Genomic DNA, 15,735 nt, shown 5'->3' with positions numbered 1-15,735 from the left:
ATGAAGAAAATACACATCCTAGCGCTTATTCCAGTTCTTTGTTTAGTAGCTGGGCCAATATTTGCGAATTCAGTTACTCCTTACGTATTAGGGATGCCCTTTTTATTATTTTGGGTATTATTATCAGTGTTTATTACATCTCTTTGTATGGGGCTTGTGTACGTGTTTGATCCTGCTAATAAGGAGGATGTAAAATGACTGCATTACTTATCATTATTTTATTTTTGTTTCTCGCACTATTTTTAGGGATTCGGGCACAACATGGAAAAGATATGAATTTAGAGCAATGGTCAGTTGGAGGAAGAGGGTTTGGCACTATTTTTGTTTTTCTCCTTATGGCAGGTGAAATTTATACGACGTTTACATTTTTAGGAGGAAGCGGCTGGGCATATAGTAAAGGCGCACCTACCTTTTATATTTTAGGTTATGGTGCTTTAGCTTATCTTTTATCGTATTTTTTATTGCCACCGATTTGGAAGTATGCAAAAGAGCATAACCTTGTTTCGCAGTCGGATTTTTTTGCGAAGAAATACAGAAGTAAGGCGCTTGGACTTATTGTTTCAATTGTTGGTGTTGTTTCCATCATCCCATATCTTGTTTTACAGTTAAAGGGACTGGGAATTATCGTTTCAGAAGCGTCTTACGGAAGGGTATCACCTGTTGTTGCGGTTTGGATTGGTGCTATTGTTATAACTATATATGTAATGGTTTCAGGTATACATGGTTCGGCTTGGACGGCCGCTTTGAAGGATATTATGATACTGTTTATCGTTATGTTTTTAGGTATATATTTACCTTATCATTATTATGGAGGATTTCAGCCGATGTTTGAGGCTGTAGAGGCAGCGAAACCGGGATTTTTATCTTTACCTGAAGAAGGAATGAGTATTTCTTGGTTTGTTTCTACTATTATATTAACGGCCCTCGGTTTCTATATGTGGCCTCATACATTTGCTTCTGCTTTTTCTGCAAAAAATGAAAAAGTATTTCGTAAAAATGCAGCAATTATGCCACTGTATTCTTTAGTGTTACTTTTCGTATTTTTCGCAGGGTTTGCTGCTATATTGCAAGTTCCTGGGTTAAAGGGAGCGGATGTAGATCTTTCGTTAGTCCGTCTTGCTTTACAAACTTTTGATCCTTGGTTTATTGGGATTATTGGTAGTGCGGGAGTATTAACGGCATTGGTTCCAGGCTCTATGCTTGTTATGGCGGCTTCTACACTGTTAGCAAAAAATATTTATCGAACGATCGTTCCGTATGCTTCAGATAGACAAGTTGCTAAGATGGCAAAATTATTTGTGCCTGTAGTAACGCTCGTGGCAGTTTTATTTACATTTAAAGGAGGGGAAACAATAGGAGCACTTCTCTTAATGGGGTACAGTATCGTTACGCAACTTTTCCCTGCACTTGTATGTAGCTTGTTTCCGCGCCAAATTGTTACGAAGCAAGGAGCGATTGCAGGAATGGGAGTTGGGCTGTCAGTGGTCGCATATATTACCTTATCTGGCTCAACTATAGCTACGATGTTTCCGAGTTTTCCGCAGTATATAAAAGATTTGAATGTGGGCATAGTCGCATTGTTAATTAATATGATTGTGATGTTTGTAGTTAGTGGATTTACAAAAGGTGTATTTATAAAGAAAAACACTACAATAGTAGAAAAGTAATTCGTTTATTGGAGCTATCTTTGAAAAGAGATAGCTCTTTTTTGTATATATTTTCTTCAATTAGCGGAATCTAACTAAAAACTTGTTGAAAAGGAAGTTAGGTGGGGAAATTGTTAGAGCTTGAAGGTAACTTATTTGAAGTTATGAAAGAAATTAGGGATGAGTTAGGTTCACCTAATGATTTAACAATTAGAGAAGTTGTTCTTGCTGGGAGTTTTACACGTTGTGCGGTTGTGTTTTTATGTGGGTTAACAGACAAGGATAATGTTTATAAATATGTAGTTCGTACTCTTCAATATGAAGAAGTGCAAAATGAAGCGGCTGTCGTTCAGACGTTATTGGATCGTTTTATTTCTATTGCGGAAGTGGGTAAGAAGACAACGTTTCCGGATATTATAAATGCGATTTTAGCGGGAGATACAGTTATATTAATTGATAATATTCAAACTGCTATCGTTATTAATAGTAGGGCTTGGGAGAAGAGAAGTTTAGAGCCACCAGTGACAGAAGATTTAATACGCGGACCGAGAGTTGGATTAAATGAAGATATTAATGTGAATAAAATGTTAATCCGACGCAGTTTACGCGATCCAAAGTTGAGGTTCCAATCTTATATTATGGGGAAGCGATCGCAGAAAGAAGTAACCCTAGTATATATAGAAGATATTATTAATCCTCACATTGTAAAAGAGTTAGATCGCCGTCTTCAATCAATAGTGACAGATATTATTTTGGAAACAGGTACGATTGAACAATTAATTCAGGATAATAATTTATCTCCATTTCCACAGTTTTTGAATACAGAGAGGCCAGATAATATTATAGCGTCATTAGCGAAGGGAAAAGCGGCCATTTTAGTAGACGGATCTCCGTTTGCTCTTATTGCACCGCTTGTGTTTGTTGATATTTTTCAATCTGTAGAAGATCATTACGAGCGCTGGGTGATTGGAACGTTACTAAGATTTTTACGTATGGGTTCAGGTATAATCGCGGTTTTGTTACCAGCTATGTATGTAGCACTTGTATCTTATCATCAAGGACTTATTCCTTCTAAACTGGCTTATTCAATTGCAGGTGCGAGGGAAGGTGTTCCGTTCCCAGCATATATTGAAACGTTAATGATGGCCTTGACTATGGAATTAATACGAGAAGCTGGAATCCGATTGCCCAAACCAATGGGACAAACGATAGGGATTGTAGGAGGTCTTGTAATTGGAGAAGCTGCGGTAAATGCAGGGATTGTAAATCCGTTTTTAGTTATTATTATTGCAGTTACTGCGATTGCTACGTTCTCGCTTCCTGTATATAGTATTACGATTACGTTCCGGATTTTACTTTTCGTCTTTGTATTAGCTGCAACTGCTTTTGGGTTGTATGGGATCATTCTAGCTCTGATTGCACTTGCTGTTCATATTACAAATTTAACAAGTGTTGGTATACCGTATACAACTCCAATTGCTCCTGCATTTTATAAAGATTGGAAAGAAGAATTTATTCGCATACCAAAAGCGATGTTGAAAGATAGACCGGAGTACTTACAAACAAAAGATTCTACAATACGTCCAAAGGAGCGAAAATAATTGAAACCATTTGAGTATGGCGATGAAGAGATTGGATCTCGGGAAATTGGGTTTGCGGTATCATCGACCATTATTGGTATAGGGGCATTGTCTATGCCAAGAGATATTGCTAACCAAACTTTATTTTCGGACGGTTGGATTATCTTGCTTTTGGGTGGACTGATTTGCGCAGTTTTAGGCTGGTTTGTGACGAGAGTGGCTATCTTATTTCCAAAACAAAATTTTGTTCAATATACGAGTGCGCATTTGACGAAGCCTGTTGCATACACAATTAGTAGTATTTTAGTATTAACGTTTGCTGCTTTGACAGCGTATGAATCGCGAATGATTTCAGTTATTTCTCAAACGTATTTATTTAGTGATACACCAATACAACTACTGTCTTTTTTCTTCTTATTAGTTGTTATTTATGGAATAGCAGGATCAAGAGCAGCCTTATTAAGGTTAAATGTTTTATTCTTGCCTATTGTTTTAATTGCGATAGTACTTCTTTCTTTATTGAATATAAATTTAATGGAAATAAATAATTTACTACCAGCTTTTCAAACGAAAGTAAGTCAATATGCTGTTGGAGTTAAAAATTCTATTTTTACGTTTATTGGATTTGAAGTAGCTTTATTTTATGCGGTGTTGCTGAATGATAAGACAGCGAAAAAAGCGCCAATGGCAGTCGCGAAAGCGGTGATGGTAAACGTGCTGTCATACATTTTAATTTATGTAACTTGTATTAGTGTTTTTACGTATATGACAACACGTGGATTGACATATCCAACAATTGAATTAGGGAAAGAAATTGAAATTGGTGGAGGATTTTTAGAAAGGTTTGATGCGATTTTTTTTACAACTTGGATTATTACTATTTATAACACTACAGCAATGTATTATGACGTCGCATCTTTATTGTTTTGTGCTATGTTTCCGAAAGTGAAGAAACAAATTTTTATTTTCATAAGTGCCCCTATTATTTTTATGGTGAATATGATACCTAGTAGTTTAAATACTTTATCAAGTTATGGGACTTATTTAGCTTGGATAGATATGGGGTTTGTTGTGTTAGCTCCTTTGCTCGTTTTAATTGTATATAAAATAAAAAGAAGGAATGGTGGAAATGAAACACCTTCTTAAAATTATAATGGTTATGGCTTTAACTGGATTTATGAGTGGGTGTTCTGAGTTAGAAGAGATAGAAGAAAGAGGATTTGTAGTAGGAGCGGCTTACGATATTGTGAAGGAGAAGAAAGCGAATCCAATTATGAAAGGGACCTATCAGATGGTACTCCCCAGTAAATTGTCTCAACAGGGTGGACAAGGGGGTGGGGATAGCGAAAATTATATTAATGTTAGTGCAAAAGCAGATAGTGTATTTGAACAAATAAGAATAATCGCCAAAAAAATTAGTCGTACATTATTTTTCCCTCATATACAGGTGATTATTTTCTCTGAAGAATTACTTTCACATCCATACATTTTACAAAATACGTTAGATGTATATATTCGCGATCATGAGATGAGAAGAAATATTCGTTTGTTCGTTTCTAATAAAAATGCCGAAGCTATTTTAAAACAAAGTGCCAAGCCTGAAAATTTACCGGCGCAGTATATTGATATGTTAGCTGAACACCCTCCGAAAAATGCCCAAATGATTGAGGCTGCAAGAATTGGTGAGGTGCAGGAAAAGATGATCTCTAACCGAAGTTTTGTATTACCTATTCTGGAACTAACAAAACAAGGAGTACAAATGAACGGTGCAGCATTGTTTCGTGGAAAGGATAATAAATGTGTAGGCAATTTGAGTGGGGAAGAAACAGTAGGGATGAATTATATAATAGGCAAAAAAATTGGAGGTTTTTTTACCATCCGTAAAAAGAATCAACTTATTACATATGAAATTCATAAGTTACGTCGAAAAATTAAAGTATCCACAACGAATGCTACAAAACCGAAATTTAATATTCATTTATCTCTGGAAGGCACATTGGCTGAGTTGCATTTCAGTGATCATAAAAAGGTTTTGAATGAAAAGCGTTTAGAGAAGGATATATCGGAAGAAATGGAGAAGCGTATTCAAAAATCAATTAAACTTGTTCAAAAAAAATATAAGGTAGATGTACTAGAGTTAGGGGAAGTGTATAAGCGACATAATTATAAAGAGTGGAAAAAGGTAAGTAAGAATTGGGATCAAGGCGAAAATTACTTTAGTAATGCTGAAATTACTGTTCATGTTCATCCAACAATTGAACATTCAGGTTCAGCTTTACCGAAAAGAGTGAAATAAGGTGATGAAAGTTGTTTACTGGATTAGGAATTAGTTGCACGATATTAATGGCAGTGCTGCCGGGGGCTATTTATTTCATTCATAAAAAACTCACAACGTATGGAGCACAGCCGTGGAATACTGATGTACAAAAAAAGAAACCTGAATAATTTTCAGGTTTCTTTCGTGCAAAGCATATGTGAAGGGGGATGCCTTCTATGTATGCTTTGCTTTATACAAGCCCTAACCAATGTACCAATTGTGTAGAGAGGAATGTAACAACAATGGCGATAACGGTAGGGATTGCAAACGATAAGAATGTCCATTTTGCACTTTTTGTTTCTTTGTATATATTAACAAGTGTTGTTCCGCACGGGAAATGAAGAAGTGAGAACAACATTGTGTTTAACGCTGTTAACCAAGTCCAACCATTTTCTAGGAATAGATTTTTAATTTGATTAAAATCATCTATTTCAGTTAAAGCCCCAGTTGATAAGTAAGACATTAATAAAATTGGGATTACAATTTCATTAGCGGGTAGTCCAAGAATGAATGCAGCTAGAATAAAGCCGTCAAGTCCTAACATTTTAGCAAATGGATCTAGAAAGTTTACAAAATACATAAGTAAGCTTGTGTCACCAATAAAAATATTAGCAAGTAACCAAGTTAATGCAGCTGCAGGGGCAGCAACAACTATAGCTCGTTTTAAAACGTAGATTGATTTATCGAGTGTTGCGCGAACAATTGTATTCCAAACTTTTGGCTTGCGGTACGGAGGTAACTCCAGTGTGTAGTGAGTTGGAACCCCTTTTAAGGCTGTTTTTGATAGTACCCAAGAAACAGTTAATGTCATAATAACACCAATTACAACCATTCCAACTACAACGCCAGCAGTAACCAATGTTTGCATACTGCCTGTATAACCAGCAGCCATAAATAGTGAAGCCATTAAAATTAACATAGGCCAGCGACCGTTACAAGGAACGAAGTTGTTCGTTAAAATTGCTAGCATACGTTCACGTGGTGATTCAATGATACGTGTTGACATAATGGCTGCTGCATTACAACCAAATCCCATTGCCATTGTTAAAGATTGTTTCCCGTGTGCGCCGGATCGTTTGAATAAGCGGTCCATATTAAACGCGACACGTGGTAAGTATCCGTAGTTTTCTAATAGCGCGAACATAGGGAAAAAGATTGCCATAGGTGGTAACATAACGCTAATAACAGCACCGATACCACGGAACAAACCAAGTATTAAAATGCCATGTAACCATTCAGGTGCATGCGCTGCTTGGAACCAAGATGTTAAATATCCTTCGGCCCATCCGAAGAATTCGGCAATCATATCAGATGGTACGTTAGCGCCTGCAATTGTAAGATAAAAAATAATAGATAAAATACCGAGCATAATTGGAAATCCCCAGATTGGAGATGTGAAAATTTTATCTAGTTTTTCGGAACGATATAATTTATCAGTATTTGTATATTGGACAGATTCTTTACATATGCTTGCAGATGTTCGGTAAATATCTCCGACTATATCATCTCGTATATCTTCTTTTGAAAGTGTTTGTGCATGTTGAATAATATAGTCTAATGGAAGAGCTTTACTGGCTGAGTGAGATTCCATTAATTACGACCTCCCTTACAAGTGGTTCATTATGGTGTTTTTGAAGTGTAGTTAAGAAATTTTTATCTCCATCTAATATACGTAACGCAATCCAACGTGCTGGATACGTATCACCGAACACTTTATAAATTTGTGGTTCTAATTCCTGAATCATATTTTCGATTTTTTCGCTGTAAGTAATTTTAATTGGTGTTGGAATTAGTTTTTTATTTGCTACTTTTGCAATAACATTTAGCAAATGACCAATGCCTACTCGGTTACGTGCTGAAATTTTAACGACAGGTACACCAAGTGATTTTGCTAATTTCTTTTCATCGATAACAATCCCTTTTTTCTCGGCTTCATCAATTAAGTTAATGCAAATGACTACATTATTTGTCATCTCCATCACCTGGAGTGCTAAATTTAAATTTCTTTCCATAGCAGTTGCGTCTATGACAACTACAGTTACTTCTGGTTTTTCAAATATAATATAATCCCTCGCTACTTCTTCGTCTGCGGAATTTGAGTATAGTGAGTAAGTTCCAGGTAAATCTATTAATGTATAATTACTTCCGTTATGTTCATATTCTCCTTCAGCTTTTAAAACAGTTTTTCCCGTCCAGTTTCCAGTATGTTGTTTTAAACCTGTTAAAGTATTAAATAATGTACTTTTCCCGGTATTCGGGTTACCAGCTAAAGCAATACGATGTTTGCTCATCTGAAATCATCTCCTATTAATACCCCGAAAATAAGGGAGCTTTCTTCTTTGCGCAGTGCAATAGTTGTGTTGCTCACTTGATAAGCGACCGGATCTCCAAGTGGACTGCGTTGCAATACTTTAATCGTTGCCCCTGGGATAAATCCCAAATCTAATAAACGTCGTTTCATAGTTCCTTCTAATTGTATCTTCTCAATTTGTACAAACTCCCCTGTTTTAAACTCGGAAAGGGGTTTAGTATTAGCCGATACCATAAAAGTTACCTCTTCTCTATATTTTTAGTGTTAGTTTAAAAAGTTTCCTTAGGTAAACTTTTTGTTAGTAATATAGTAGACTACATTGGATGATGCTGTCAATTAGTACTTTAAAAATATTCATTTAATTTTAGAATTGTTCCAATTTATTTAGTTGTACTAAAAAATATTACTGAAATTCTTTTTAATGTGCATAAATTAGGCGTGAAAAAGTTACAAAATACAGCGGAATTGTAAATGTAACTTTAACTAAAAGGGAAAAAGAGAGAAAAACATTTACATTGAATTTACATTGTTAAGAATAAATTTACATTACAGCATAGTTAGTGTGGTTTTTGTTTGCTTCTTTAACTACAAATGTTGGGATTCCTAGCTTTTGAGGATGATTATCGTCATTTACTTAAAATTAAAAATTGCTTAACACTCACATAATATTGTTGTCCTACAATGAATTTGTGTTCGAAAGAAAATGAATTCGAAAAGTGATAATCCAAATGGGGGTACAAGACATGGTTATGAAAAAAGGTATTAAATTTTCTTTAGCAGCTTTAGTGGTAGCAGGAGCATTAGTTGGGTGTGGGAAAGCAGAAGATACAACTAGTAAAGAAACTGCTAAAGGAAGCGATAATACAAAACAAGAATTATCAGGTACGATTGCAGCAGCTGGTTCTACAGCTCTTCTACCTCTTGCGGAGGAAGCTGGAAAGAAATTCATGGAGAAAAATTCAAAAGTTTCTATTCAAGTTCAAGGTGGCGGTAGTGGAACTGGGATTAACCAAGTAGCATCTGGTGCAGTACAAATTGGTAATTCAGATGTTCCGTCTGGAGATAAAATAAAAGATGCTGAAAAGGCGAAAGAATTAGTAGATAACAAGGTAGCGGGGATTGCATTCGCTCTTGTCGTAAATAAAGATGTAAAAGTTGATAACTTAACAGTGCAACAAGTACAAGATATCTTCACTGGAAAAGTAACAAACTGGAAAGAAGTAGGCGGAAAAGATGAAAAAATCAACGTAATTAATCGTCCGGCTTCATCTGGTACACGTGCTACATTTGAAAAAACGATTATGAAAGACGCGAAAATTAATGATGGAACTGGTACAACACAAGATTCTAACGGTGCAGTAGAGCAAGCTATCAATTCTACTCCAGGTTCAGTAAGCTATTTAGCGATGTCTTACATGGTTGGAGATAAAAAAGGTGCACTACAAACAGTGAAAATTGATGGTGCTGAACCGAAAGTTGAAAACATTGCGTCTGGTAAATATCCATTCTGGTCTTACGAGTATATGGTAACAAAAGGTGAAGCGAAAGAAGCAACAAAAGCTTACATCGATTATGTAAAAGGTAAAGACTTTGAAAAGCAAGTAGAAGATATGGGCTACATTCCAATGTCTAAATTAAATAAGTAATAAAGTTTTATGGGGCTGGCTGCAAGGCCAGTCCTGTTCATTTCAATCTGTGAAGTGGGGTCTGTCCTGTGATGAAGGGGAAAAAACAAATTAATTACGTGAAAAGTGAATATATAGGAAGATCACTTGTTACGTTTTGTGGTATTTTTATTGTTTTAATTACATTAGCTATTATTGCGTTTATTTGTGGTAAAGGTATTCAATCTTTTACACAAAGTGGTATCTCATTTACTGAGATGTTAACATCGACAAAATGGAATCCAAATGCTGATCAAGGATCCTTCGGGGCTTTAATTTTCATTGTAGGTTCAACGGTGGTTTCGTTAGGTGCGGTTATTATTAGTGCACCAATTGCTATAGCTCTTGCTATATTCATGAATTTAATTTCGCCAAAGTTTGGAAATAAAGTATTGAAGCCTGTTCTAGAATTGTTAGTTGGTATTCCTTCGGTTGTATACGGATTATTAGGGGTTACGATTTTAGTACCACTATTACGTGATTCGTTTGGGGGAGTAGGCTTTAGTTTAATTGCGGGTATTGTTGTATTAAGTATTATGATTTTACCTACTATTGCTAGTATCGCTTCTGATGCAATACGTTCTGTTCCATTTGATTATTTAGAAGCTTCTTATGGTCTAGGATCAACAAAATGGCAAGCGATTAGCCGAGTGATTGTTCCTGCTGCGAAAAAAGGGATTTTAACAGGTGTTGTTTTAGGCTTAGCGCGTGCTTTCGGTGAAGCGTTAGCGGTTCAGATGGTAATCGGGAATACGATTAAATTACCAGAAGGAATATATAGTCCGACAGCGACGTTAACTGGTATTTTAACAATGGACATGACGAATACATTGAACGGAACTGCTTGGAACAATGCGCTATGGACTTTAGCGATGATTTTACTTGTTATTTCATTCCTGTTTATTTTAGTAATTCGAGCGATTGGGCAAAGAGGTGAGCGATAATAATGAATGCAAGAACGGTAAATAAAGTTTGGACGGGTATCTTTTATGCGGTTGCGGCTTTAGTTGTAGCTTTGCTAGTGTTCTTAGTATTTGAGATTTTACAAAAGGGATGGGGATTTTGGGATCCTAATTTCTTGTTTGGAGAACCAAGCAATACAAGAGCTGGTGGTGGGATTGGTCCGCAGTTATTCAATTCCTTCTACATGCTTGTTATAACGCTTATTATATCTATTCCTCTTGGATTAGGTGCTGGAATATATTTAGCAGAGTACGCAAAACAAGGACGTTTTTTAAATTTTGTTCGTCTATGTATAGAGACGATGGCGTCTTTACCTTCTATTGTTGTTGGTTTATTTGGTTTGTTAGTGTTCGTTACAATGACAGGTTGGGGATACACAGTAATGGGTGGTGCTCTTGCTTTAACTATTTTAAATTTACCAGGTTTAACGCGTGTTTGTGAAAATGCGATTTCAGAAGTTCCTCATAATGTAAAAGAGGCAAGTCTTGGATTAGGTGCAACGAAGTGGCAAACAATCGCTCGTATTATTATCCCATCGTCATTACCACAAATTATTACAGGGATTATTTTAGCGGCGGGTCGTATATTTGGGGAAGCGGCAGCATTAATTTACACAGCGGGTTTAACATCCCCGATTTTAAATTCAGCAGCGGATTTCTCAAGTCCTGCGCATCCTTTAAATCCGTTTAGACCAGCTGAAACATTAGCGGTTCACATTTGGAAATTAAATTCTGAAGGAGTTATTCCAGATGCGAAGTTGATTGCGACAAAATCTGCAGCTGTATTAATTATTATGGTATTACTATTCAATGTTATTTCACGCTTGATAGCATCTATATTACACAAGCGCTTTACAGGAACGAAAAGAAAAAGTAAAGCAACGAAAAAGGTAAAAGCGGCATAAATTATAAAGAAGAACTCGCTATTTTATAAGTAGGGGGTTCTTTTGTATTTTAATATAGAAGGAATGGATGTAATGATTGTTGAATTTGTGATTAATTATAAAGAAGAACAGATGTAATTTAGAGAGGAGTTTTAATTTGTTTTTTCTGCAAATGTCAGGTTTTCCTGGGTCAGGAAAATCGACAGTTTCTAAGTATATAGCGAAATTAACAGGTGCTGTAATTATAGATCATGATGTTTTGAAATCCGCGTTGTTAAAATCATTAAAAGTAAAAGGAATTGAATCAACGATTGTTGGTGGGCTTGCGTATGATGCCGAATGGGTATTGATTGATTCTTATTTAGAACAAGGGCATAGTGTTATATTGGATAGTCCGTGTTTATATGAGGGAATGGTTGAAAAAGGAATTAAATTATCAACTAAACATGGTGTGAAATATAAATATATTGAGTGTTATCTTAATGATATGGAAGAGATTAATAGGAGACTGCAAACACGTAAGCGTATGATCAGTCAAATTGAAAAGGTGGAGTCGGAAGTAGGTTTTGAAAAGTGGTTAAATGGTAGTCAAAGACCTTTAAATAATGAATACCTTATTGTGGATTCTAGTAAGCCTATAGAGCAATATGTGGAAAAAATGATGGATTATATGACTAAGTAGAGAAAAGACGTTATCTTCATTTGTGAAGATAACGTCTTTTGTTTTTAAATATCAGGTGTTTCTGTAGAAGTGCTTATTTTCCTACGGGAGCGTCTTTTTCTCCCGATTTTATCTAATAGTTCATACATAACTGGAACGACTACTAATGTAAGAACAGTCGAGACTGCCAAACCGCCGATGACAACGACGGCTAAACTTTTTGATACCATACTTCCTGCTTGGGATTGGCCAAATAGGAGCGGGAGCATAGCAACGATTGTTGTAATAGCTGTCATAATAATTGGGCGTAGTCTAGTAGAACCTGCTTCAAGTAAGGCTTCTCTAGTTTCCATTCCGTGTTCCCGATTTTGTTGGACTCTTTCTATTAATACAATAGCGTTTGTAACGACAATCCCGATTAACATTAATGCGCCAATCAAGGAATTTACATCAACAGGTGTTCGTGAAATGATTAATCCTAAAATACCACCGACAGCAGCTAACGGTAAGGAGAATAGGATTGCAAAAGGAGCGCGTGCTTGCCCGAAGGTGATAACCATAATTAAATATACAATCCCGATTGCAATCCCCATAATTTTGAATAAATCTGTAAAATTCTCTTGCATAGATTCAGTAGCTCCTGCGATATTTACTTTTGAACCGCTAGGTAAATCTAAGTCAGTTATCGCTTTATTTACTGCTGTGTTTACTTTACTCAAATCTTCATTTGAAGCTTCGGCGGTAATTTGAATTGTTTCTTTTCCGTCTTTATGGAAAATTTCTGTTTGCGTTTGTTTTTCTGAAATAGTTGCGATGTCTTTTAAAGGAATTGGTCCATTAGTAGGTGATAGTATGTTTGTATTTAAAATATCTTCTTGTTTAGTAATGTTTTCCTTTTTATGTTCTATCATAATAGTAGTTTTTTCATTATTAATTGTAATTTCGCCAATAGGTGATTTCTTCATAAGGAATGATACTTGTTGCGCAGCTATTTCTGGTGTTAAACCTAGTTGTTCAGCCTTTGTTTGATCAATATGAATTTGCCATTCTTTCTTAGAGTCTTCTAAATTCGTTTTTACTTTAGAAAGATCATCCATGCTTTTTAGTTTTGTTTCGACGATAGTAGCCGCCTCTTTTAAATCCGCTTCGTTAGTAGCTGTTACGTTAAATTGTAAGTTGTTGCCGCCGCCAGAGCTTGAATAACTTGTTTTTATATAATCAAGTTCAGCAGGCTCAAAAGTTTTATTTTCCTTTTTTAGCTCTTTAATATATTGATCAATATCAGAACCTTTTTTAAAGACTACAAATATACTAGCAAGGTTATTTTTAGTTGTTTGCCCCCATTGTGCATCTTCTGCGCTAGATCCCATTCGTAAAATAACGTCTGTTACATATGAATTAGAAAGTAATTTCTTTTCGAAATCGAATGCTTTTTGTTTTTGAGCTTCAGCATTATAATCGGCTGGAAATGTCATGTTAATAGATAACATTGTGTCATCCTCAGATTTTATGTTTGCTTTCGGTAGTAATATATAGACTGCAATCGATCCTGCAAATAATAAAAATGCAGTAAGTAGAATAATGAATTTATGAGAAAGAGACCACTTTAACGTAGCGACATATCGTGATGAAGAACTTGACTTTCGATGCTTTGTTTTTTTGAGTAGTAAAAAAGCCATAAGTGGAACGACTGTGAGTGCAACGATTAAGGATGATAGAATAGAATATACAACTGCTAATACCATAGGTAACATTAATTTTCCGATTGCTCCTGATACGAGGCCGATAGGTAAAAAAACAGCGACCGTTGTTAAAGTAGAAGAAGTAATTGCGACGGCGACTTCTTTCGTTGCATCAAGAATAATATTTTTAGAGAAAGAATCTTTTTGTAAACGGCGGAAAATAATCTCGATGACAACGATACTATCATCGACGAGACGTCCAACCGCAACAGCTAAACCACCAAGGGTTAAAATGTTAAGTGTGATGTTAGATTGATGTAGTAAAAAGAGTGTTAATAAAATAGATAATGGAATACTGACAACAGCGATGAGTGTTGTTCGGAAGTTACGTAAAAAGATTAAGATAATTAGAGTTGCAGCGATTGCTCCAAGTATTACTTCTTTTCCCATGCTAGTAACAGCATTTTCAACTTGTTCATGGGTTGAAGCCAAAAGTTTAATAGAAAATTGATCTTTATATTCCTTATCTATCTCTTTAACTTTTTTATCAATCTCTTTTCCAATGGCAACTGCATTTTTACTTGGTTCTTTCATGATGATTAATCCTGTGCCTTCTTCTCCGTTTATATGTGAGATTGTATCGTAGTGTTGTTTAATTTCAATTTGAGCAATGTCTTGCAATTTCACTTGGGGTGCCACAGTGATGTTTTTAATGTCATTTACATTTTTTATGTCCCCAATGACGCGGAGGTTGTATTCTTCTTGATTAACAGTAATTGCCCCAGCTGGAGTAGAAGTTTCTTTTCCTTGTAAAACAGTGAGTACCTGCTGTGATGTTACGTTTTTGTTTTTTAATTGGTTCGGATCAAGTACGATAGATAATTCAGAGGTGGATTTTCCGAAAAACATAACATTAGCAACACCATCAATGTTTTCGAGTTGTGGTACGATTTCTTTTTCAATTTGTTTTTCATCTGCTTTTGAAAACCCGTTTTGTTTCTGGATAGTAATTTGGGCGAGTGGAATCATAGAAGTGTTTAGTTGACTAACTACGGGCTTGGTTACATCTTTAGGTAATTTAATTGTATTGACGGCTTTTTCGACTTCGCGTGCTGCATCTTTCATGTTTGCTTTTGATGTATACGCAATGTCGATACGTGATAATCCCTCGTATGTAGAAGAAGTAATGGTGTCGATGTGTTCTAAATTGCGAAATTGTTTTTCGAGAGGATCAGTTACATCCTTTGTCATCGTTTCAGCGTCGAGTCCTTGAGATAAGGTTGTGACGGTAATTGCTGGATTGTCGATACTTGGTAAAAATTCCATAGGTAATTTAGAGCCGGAATAAACACCGAGTATGGAAATGAGAAAAATCATGATGATAATGGCAGCTCGGTTTTTTAATGAAAACTTTGTTAACCTATCCATAAAATAATTCCTCCATTGGTTTATTTATAGTTGAGTACATCCTTCCTTACTATATAACAAAAAATGGATATTTTTCATTAATTAAATGTAAAAAAACTCTAATAATATTCTTAAGTTTATATTTGCATTGGAATTGTTTAATGTGGATGGGATTTTTTCTTACGGCTAAGTTATATCGTTATTCTATAGAAGGATAATTATTATAAACTTTAATATAGAAGAGAATGAAAACCTGGGAAGGTATTGTGAAATGCAATTTGGTTGAATGAAGTGTAGTAGTATACAATCAGAATAACTATTTTTAGTAGGAAGGATAATAATTCTTTCTATAGAAGAAAGTAGGATAGATAATTTTTTTGTGTTTTTTATAAAAAACACTTGTTATTTAAAAATCATGATGGTATATTAATAAACGTCGCTGATGCGGAAACGCAGAAAACGACAAAAAAGAAATTTATAAACTTAGTTGACATCGAAAAATGAAGATGTTAATATGATGAAGTCGCTTCTGAAGCGGCGGACAAGTTCTTTGAAAACTGAACGAAACAAACAACGTGAAACGTCAATTTTTATTTTTAGATGCTAGACAAACTAACTTTA

General features: G+C 35.4%; 14 protein-coding genes. 10 read left to right on the top strand and 4 right to left on the bottom strand.

All coding sequences use genetic code 11. The features are described 5' to 3' along the window. From AC1Q8M_RS25040 to AC1Q8M_RS25015, 6 genes are all read left to right on the top strand, one after another. Positions 1 to 198 (top strand): DUF3311 domain-containing protein, encoded by a 198-nt coding sequence (locus AC1Q8M_RS25040; protein ID WP_097822391.1) that lies wholly within the window; start codon positions 1 to 3, stop codon positions 196 to 198. Beyond that, a complete protein-coding gene (locus AC1Q8M_RS25035) occupies positions 195 to 1,667 on the top strand; it encodes a sodium:solute symporter family protein (protein WP_098361496.1) in 1,473 nt (490 codons plus the stop codon). Before AC1Q8M_RS25040 ends, AC1Q8M_RS25035 begins: the two co-directional genes overlap by 4 nt. A 101-nt stretch (positions 1,668 to 1,768) precedes the next feature. Further along, positions 1,769 to 3,247, top strand: a complete 1,479-nt coding sequence (gene gerLA, locus AC1Q8M_RS25030) for a spore germination protein GerLA (protein ID WP_002060757.1) — start codon at positions 1,769 to 1,771, stop codon at positions 3,245 to 3,247. After that, positions 3,248 to 4,372, top strand: coding sequence for a spore germination protein GerLB (gene gerLB, locus AC1Q8M_RS25025; RefSeq protein WP_000802008.1), 1,125 nt, complete (start codon positions 3,248 to 3,250; stop codon positions 4,370 to 4,372). Beyond that, positions 4,356 to 5,522: a spore germination protein GerLC gene (gerLC, locus tag AC1Q8M_RS25020; protein ID WP_141533098.1), complete on the top strand. Its 1,167-nt coding sequence runs from the start codon at positions 4,356 to 4,358 to the stop codon at positions 5,520 to 5,522. The genes gerLB and gerLC overlap by 17 nt, the downstream gene beginning before the upstream one ends. A gap of 11 nt (positions 5,523 to 5,533) precedes the next feature. Beyond that, positions 5,534 to 5,671 (top strand): hypothetical protein, encoded by a 138-nt coding sequence (locus tag AC1Q8M_RS25015; protein ID WP_000493991.1) that lies wholly within the window; start codon positions 5,534 to 5,536, stop codon positions 5,669 to 5,671. 62 nt (positions 5,672 to 5,733) lie between these two features. On the opposite strand, the gene AC1Q8M_RS25010 is transcribed toward AC1Q8M_RS25015, so the two are convergent. Genes AC1Q8M_RS25010 through AC1Q8M_RS25000 form a run of 3 tightly spaced genes read right to left on the bottom strand, consistent with a single transcriptional unit; the run spans position 5,734 to position 8,088 of the window. Next, positions 5,734 to 7,134, bottom strand: a complete 1,401-nt coding sequence (locus AC1Q8M_RS25010) for a nucleoside recognition domain-containing protein (protein WP_000443602.1) — start codon at positions 7,132 to 7,134, stop codon at positions 5,734 to 5,736. After that, positions 7,112 to 7,834 carry a FeoB small GTPase domain-containing protein gene (locus tag AC1Q8M_RS25005; RefSeq protein ID WP_000033865.1) on the bottom strand — a complete coding sequence of 241 codons (723 nt, stop codon included), beginning with the start codon at positions 7,832 to 7,834 and terminating at the stop codon, positions 7,112 to 7,114. The genes AC1Q8M_RS25010 and AC1Q8M_RS25005 overlap by 23 nt, the downstream gene beginning before the upstream one ends. Further along, positions 7,831 to 8,088, bottom strand: a complete 258-nt coding sequence (locus AC1Q8M_RS25000; protein WP_000252989.1) for a FeoA family protein — start codon at positions 8,086 to 8,088, stop codon at positions 7,831 to 7,833. Before AC1Q8M_RS25000 ends, AC1Q8M_RS25005 begins: the two co-directional genes overlap by 4 nt. A gap of 509 nt (positions 8,089 to 8,597) precedes the next feature. Here AC1Q8M_RS25000 and AC1Q8M_RS24995 point away from each other — a divergent pair. The 4 genes from AC1Q8M_RS24995 to AC1Q8M_RS24980 all read left to right on the top strand — a co-directional run bounded on the left by AC1Q8M_RS24995 (position 8,598) and on the right by AC1Q8M_RS24980 (position 12,046). Then, a complete protein-coding gene (locus AC1Q8M_RS24995; RefSeq protein ID WP_000245112.1) occupies positions 8,598 to 9,500 on the top strand; it encodes a phosphate ABC transporter substrate-binding protein PstS family protein in 903 nt (300 codons plus the stop codon). A gap of 71 nt (positions 9,501 to 9,571) precedes the next feature. Continuing rightward, a complete protein-coding gene (pstC, locus tag AC1Q8M_RS24990; protein WP_000676676.1) occupies positions 9,572 to 10,462 on the top strand; it encodes a phosphate ABC transporter permease subunit PstC in 891 nt (296 codons plus the stop codon). 2 nt (positions 10,463 to 10,464) lie between these two features. Beyond that, complete coding sequence (gene pstA / locus AC1Q8M_RS24985; protein WP_000994139.1) at positions 10,465 to 11,385, top strand: phosphate ABC transporter permease PstA; 921 nt, start codon at positions 10,465 to 10,467, stop codon at positions 11,383 to 11,385. 136 nt (positions 11,386 to 11,521) lie between these two features. Continuing rightward, positions 11,522 to 12,046 (top strand): P-loop nucleotide/nucleoside kinase family protein, encoded by a 525-nt coding sequence (locus tag AC1Q8M_RS24980; RefSeq protein ID WP_063546482.1) that lies wholly within the window; start codon positions 11,522 to 11,524, stop codon positions 12,044 to 12,046. 44 nt (positions 12,047 to 12,090) lie between these two features. Here AC1Q8M_RS24980 and AC1Q8M_RS24975 read toward each other — a convergent pair whose 3' ends face one another. Continuing rightward, positions 12,091 to 15,135, bottom strand: coding sequence for an efflux RND transporter permease subunit (locus AC1Q8M_RS24975; RefSeq protein ID WP_492334206.1), 3,045 nt, complete (start codon positions 15,133 to 15,135; stop codon positions 12,091 to 12,093). Positions 15,136 to 15,735 lie beyond the last annotated feature (600 nt).

Source organism: Bacillus sp. GW823-FHT06A10, from assembly GCF_058795375.1.
Note: the sequence above shows the minus strand (reverse complement) of the source record. Positions and strands in the feature narration are given on the sequence as shown.

Bases quoted from the DNA above. Each gene is read 5' to 3' on its own strand.
- AC1Q8M_RS25040 (WP_097822391.1), top strand. From the start codon at position 1: ATGAAGAAAATACACATCCTAGCGCTTATTCCAGTTCTTTGTTTAGTA.
- AC1Q8M_RS25035 (WP_098361496.1), top strand. From the start codon at position 195: ATGACTGCATTACTTATCATTATTTTATTTTTGTTTCTCGCACTATTT.
- gerLC (WP_141533098.1), top strand. From the start codon at position 4,356: ATGAAACACCTTCTTAAAATTATAATGGTTATGGCTTTAACTGGATTT.
- AC1Q8M_RS25010 (WP_000443602.1), bottom strand. From the start codon at position 7,134: ATGGAATCTCACTCAGCCAGTAAAGCTCTTCCATTAGACTATATTATT.
- AC1Q8M_RS25005 (WP_000033865.1), bottom strand. From the start codon at position 7,834: ATGAGCAAACATCGTATTGCTTTAGCTGGTAACCCGAATACCGGGAAA.
- AC1Q8M_RS25000 (WP_000252989.1), bottom strand. From the start codon at position 8,088: ATGGTATCGGCTAATACTAAACCCCTTTCCGAGTTTAAAACAGGGGAG.
- AC1Q8M_RS24995 (WP_000245112.1), top strand. From the start codon at position 8,598: ATGGTTATGAAAAAAGGTATTAAATTTTCTTTAGCAGCTTTAGTGGTA.
- pstC (WP_000676676.1), top strand. From the start codon at position 9,572: ATGAAGGGGAAAAAACAAATTAATTACGTGAAAAGTGAATATATAGGA.
- pstA (WP_000994139.1), top strand. From the start codon at position 10,465: ATGAATGCAAGAACGGTAAATAAAGTTTGGACGGGTATCTTTTATGCG.
- AC1Q8M_RS24975 (WP_492334206.1), bottom strand. From the start codon at position 15,135: ATGGATAGGTTAACAAAGTTTTCATTAAAAAACCGAGCTGCCATTATC.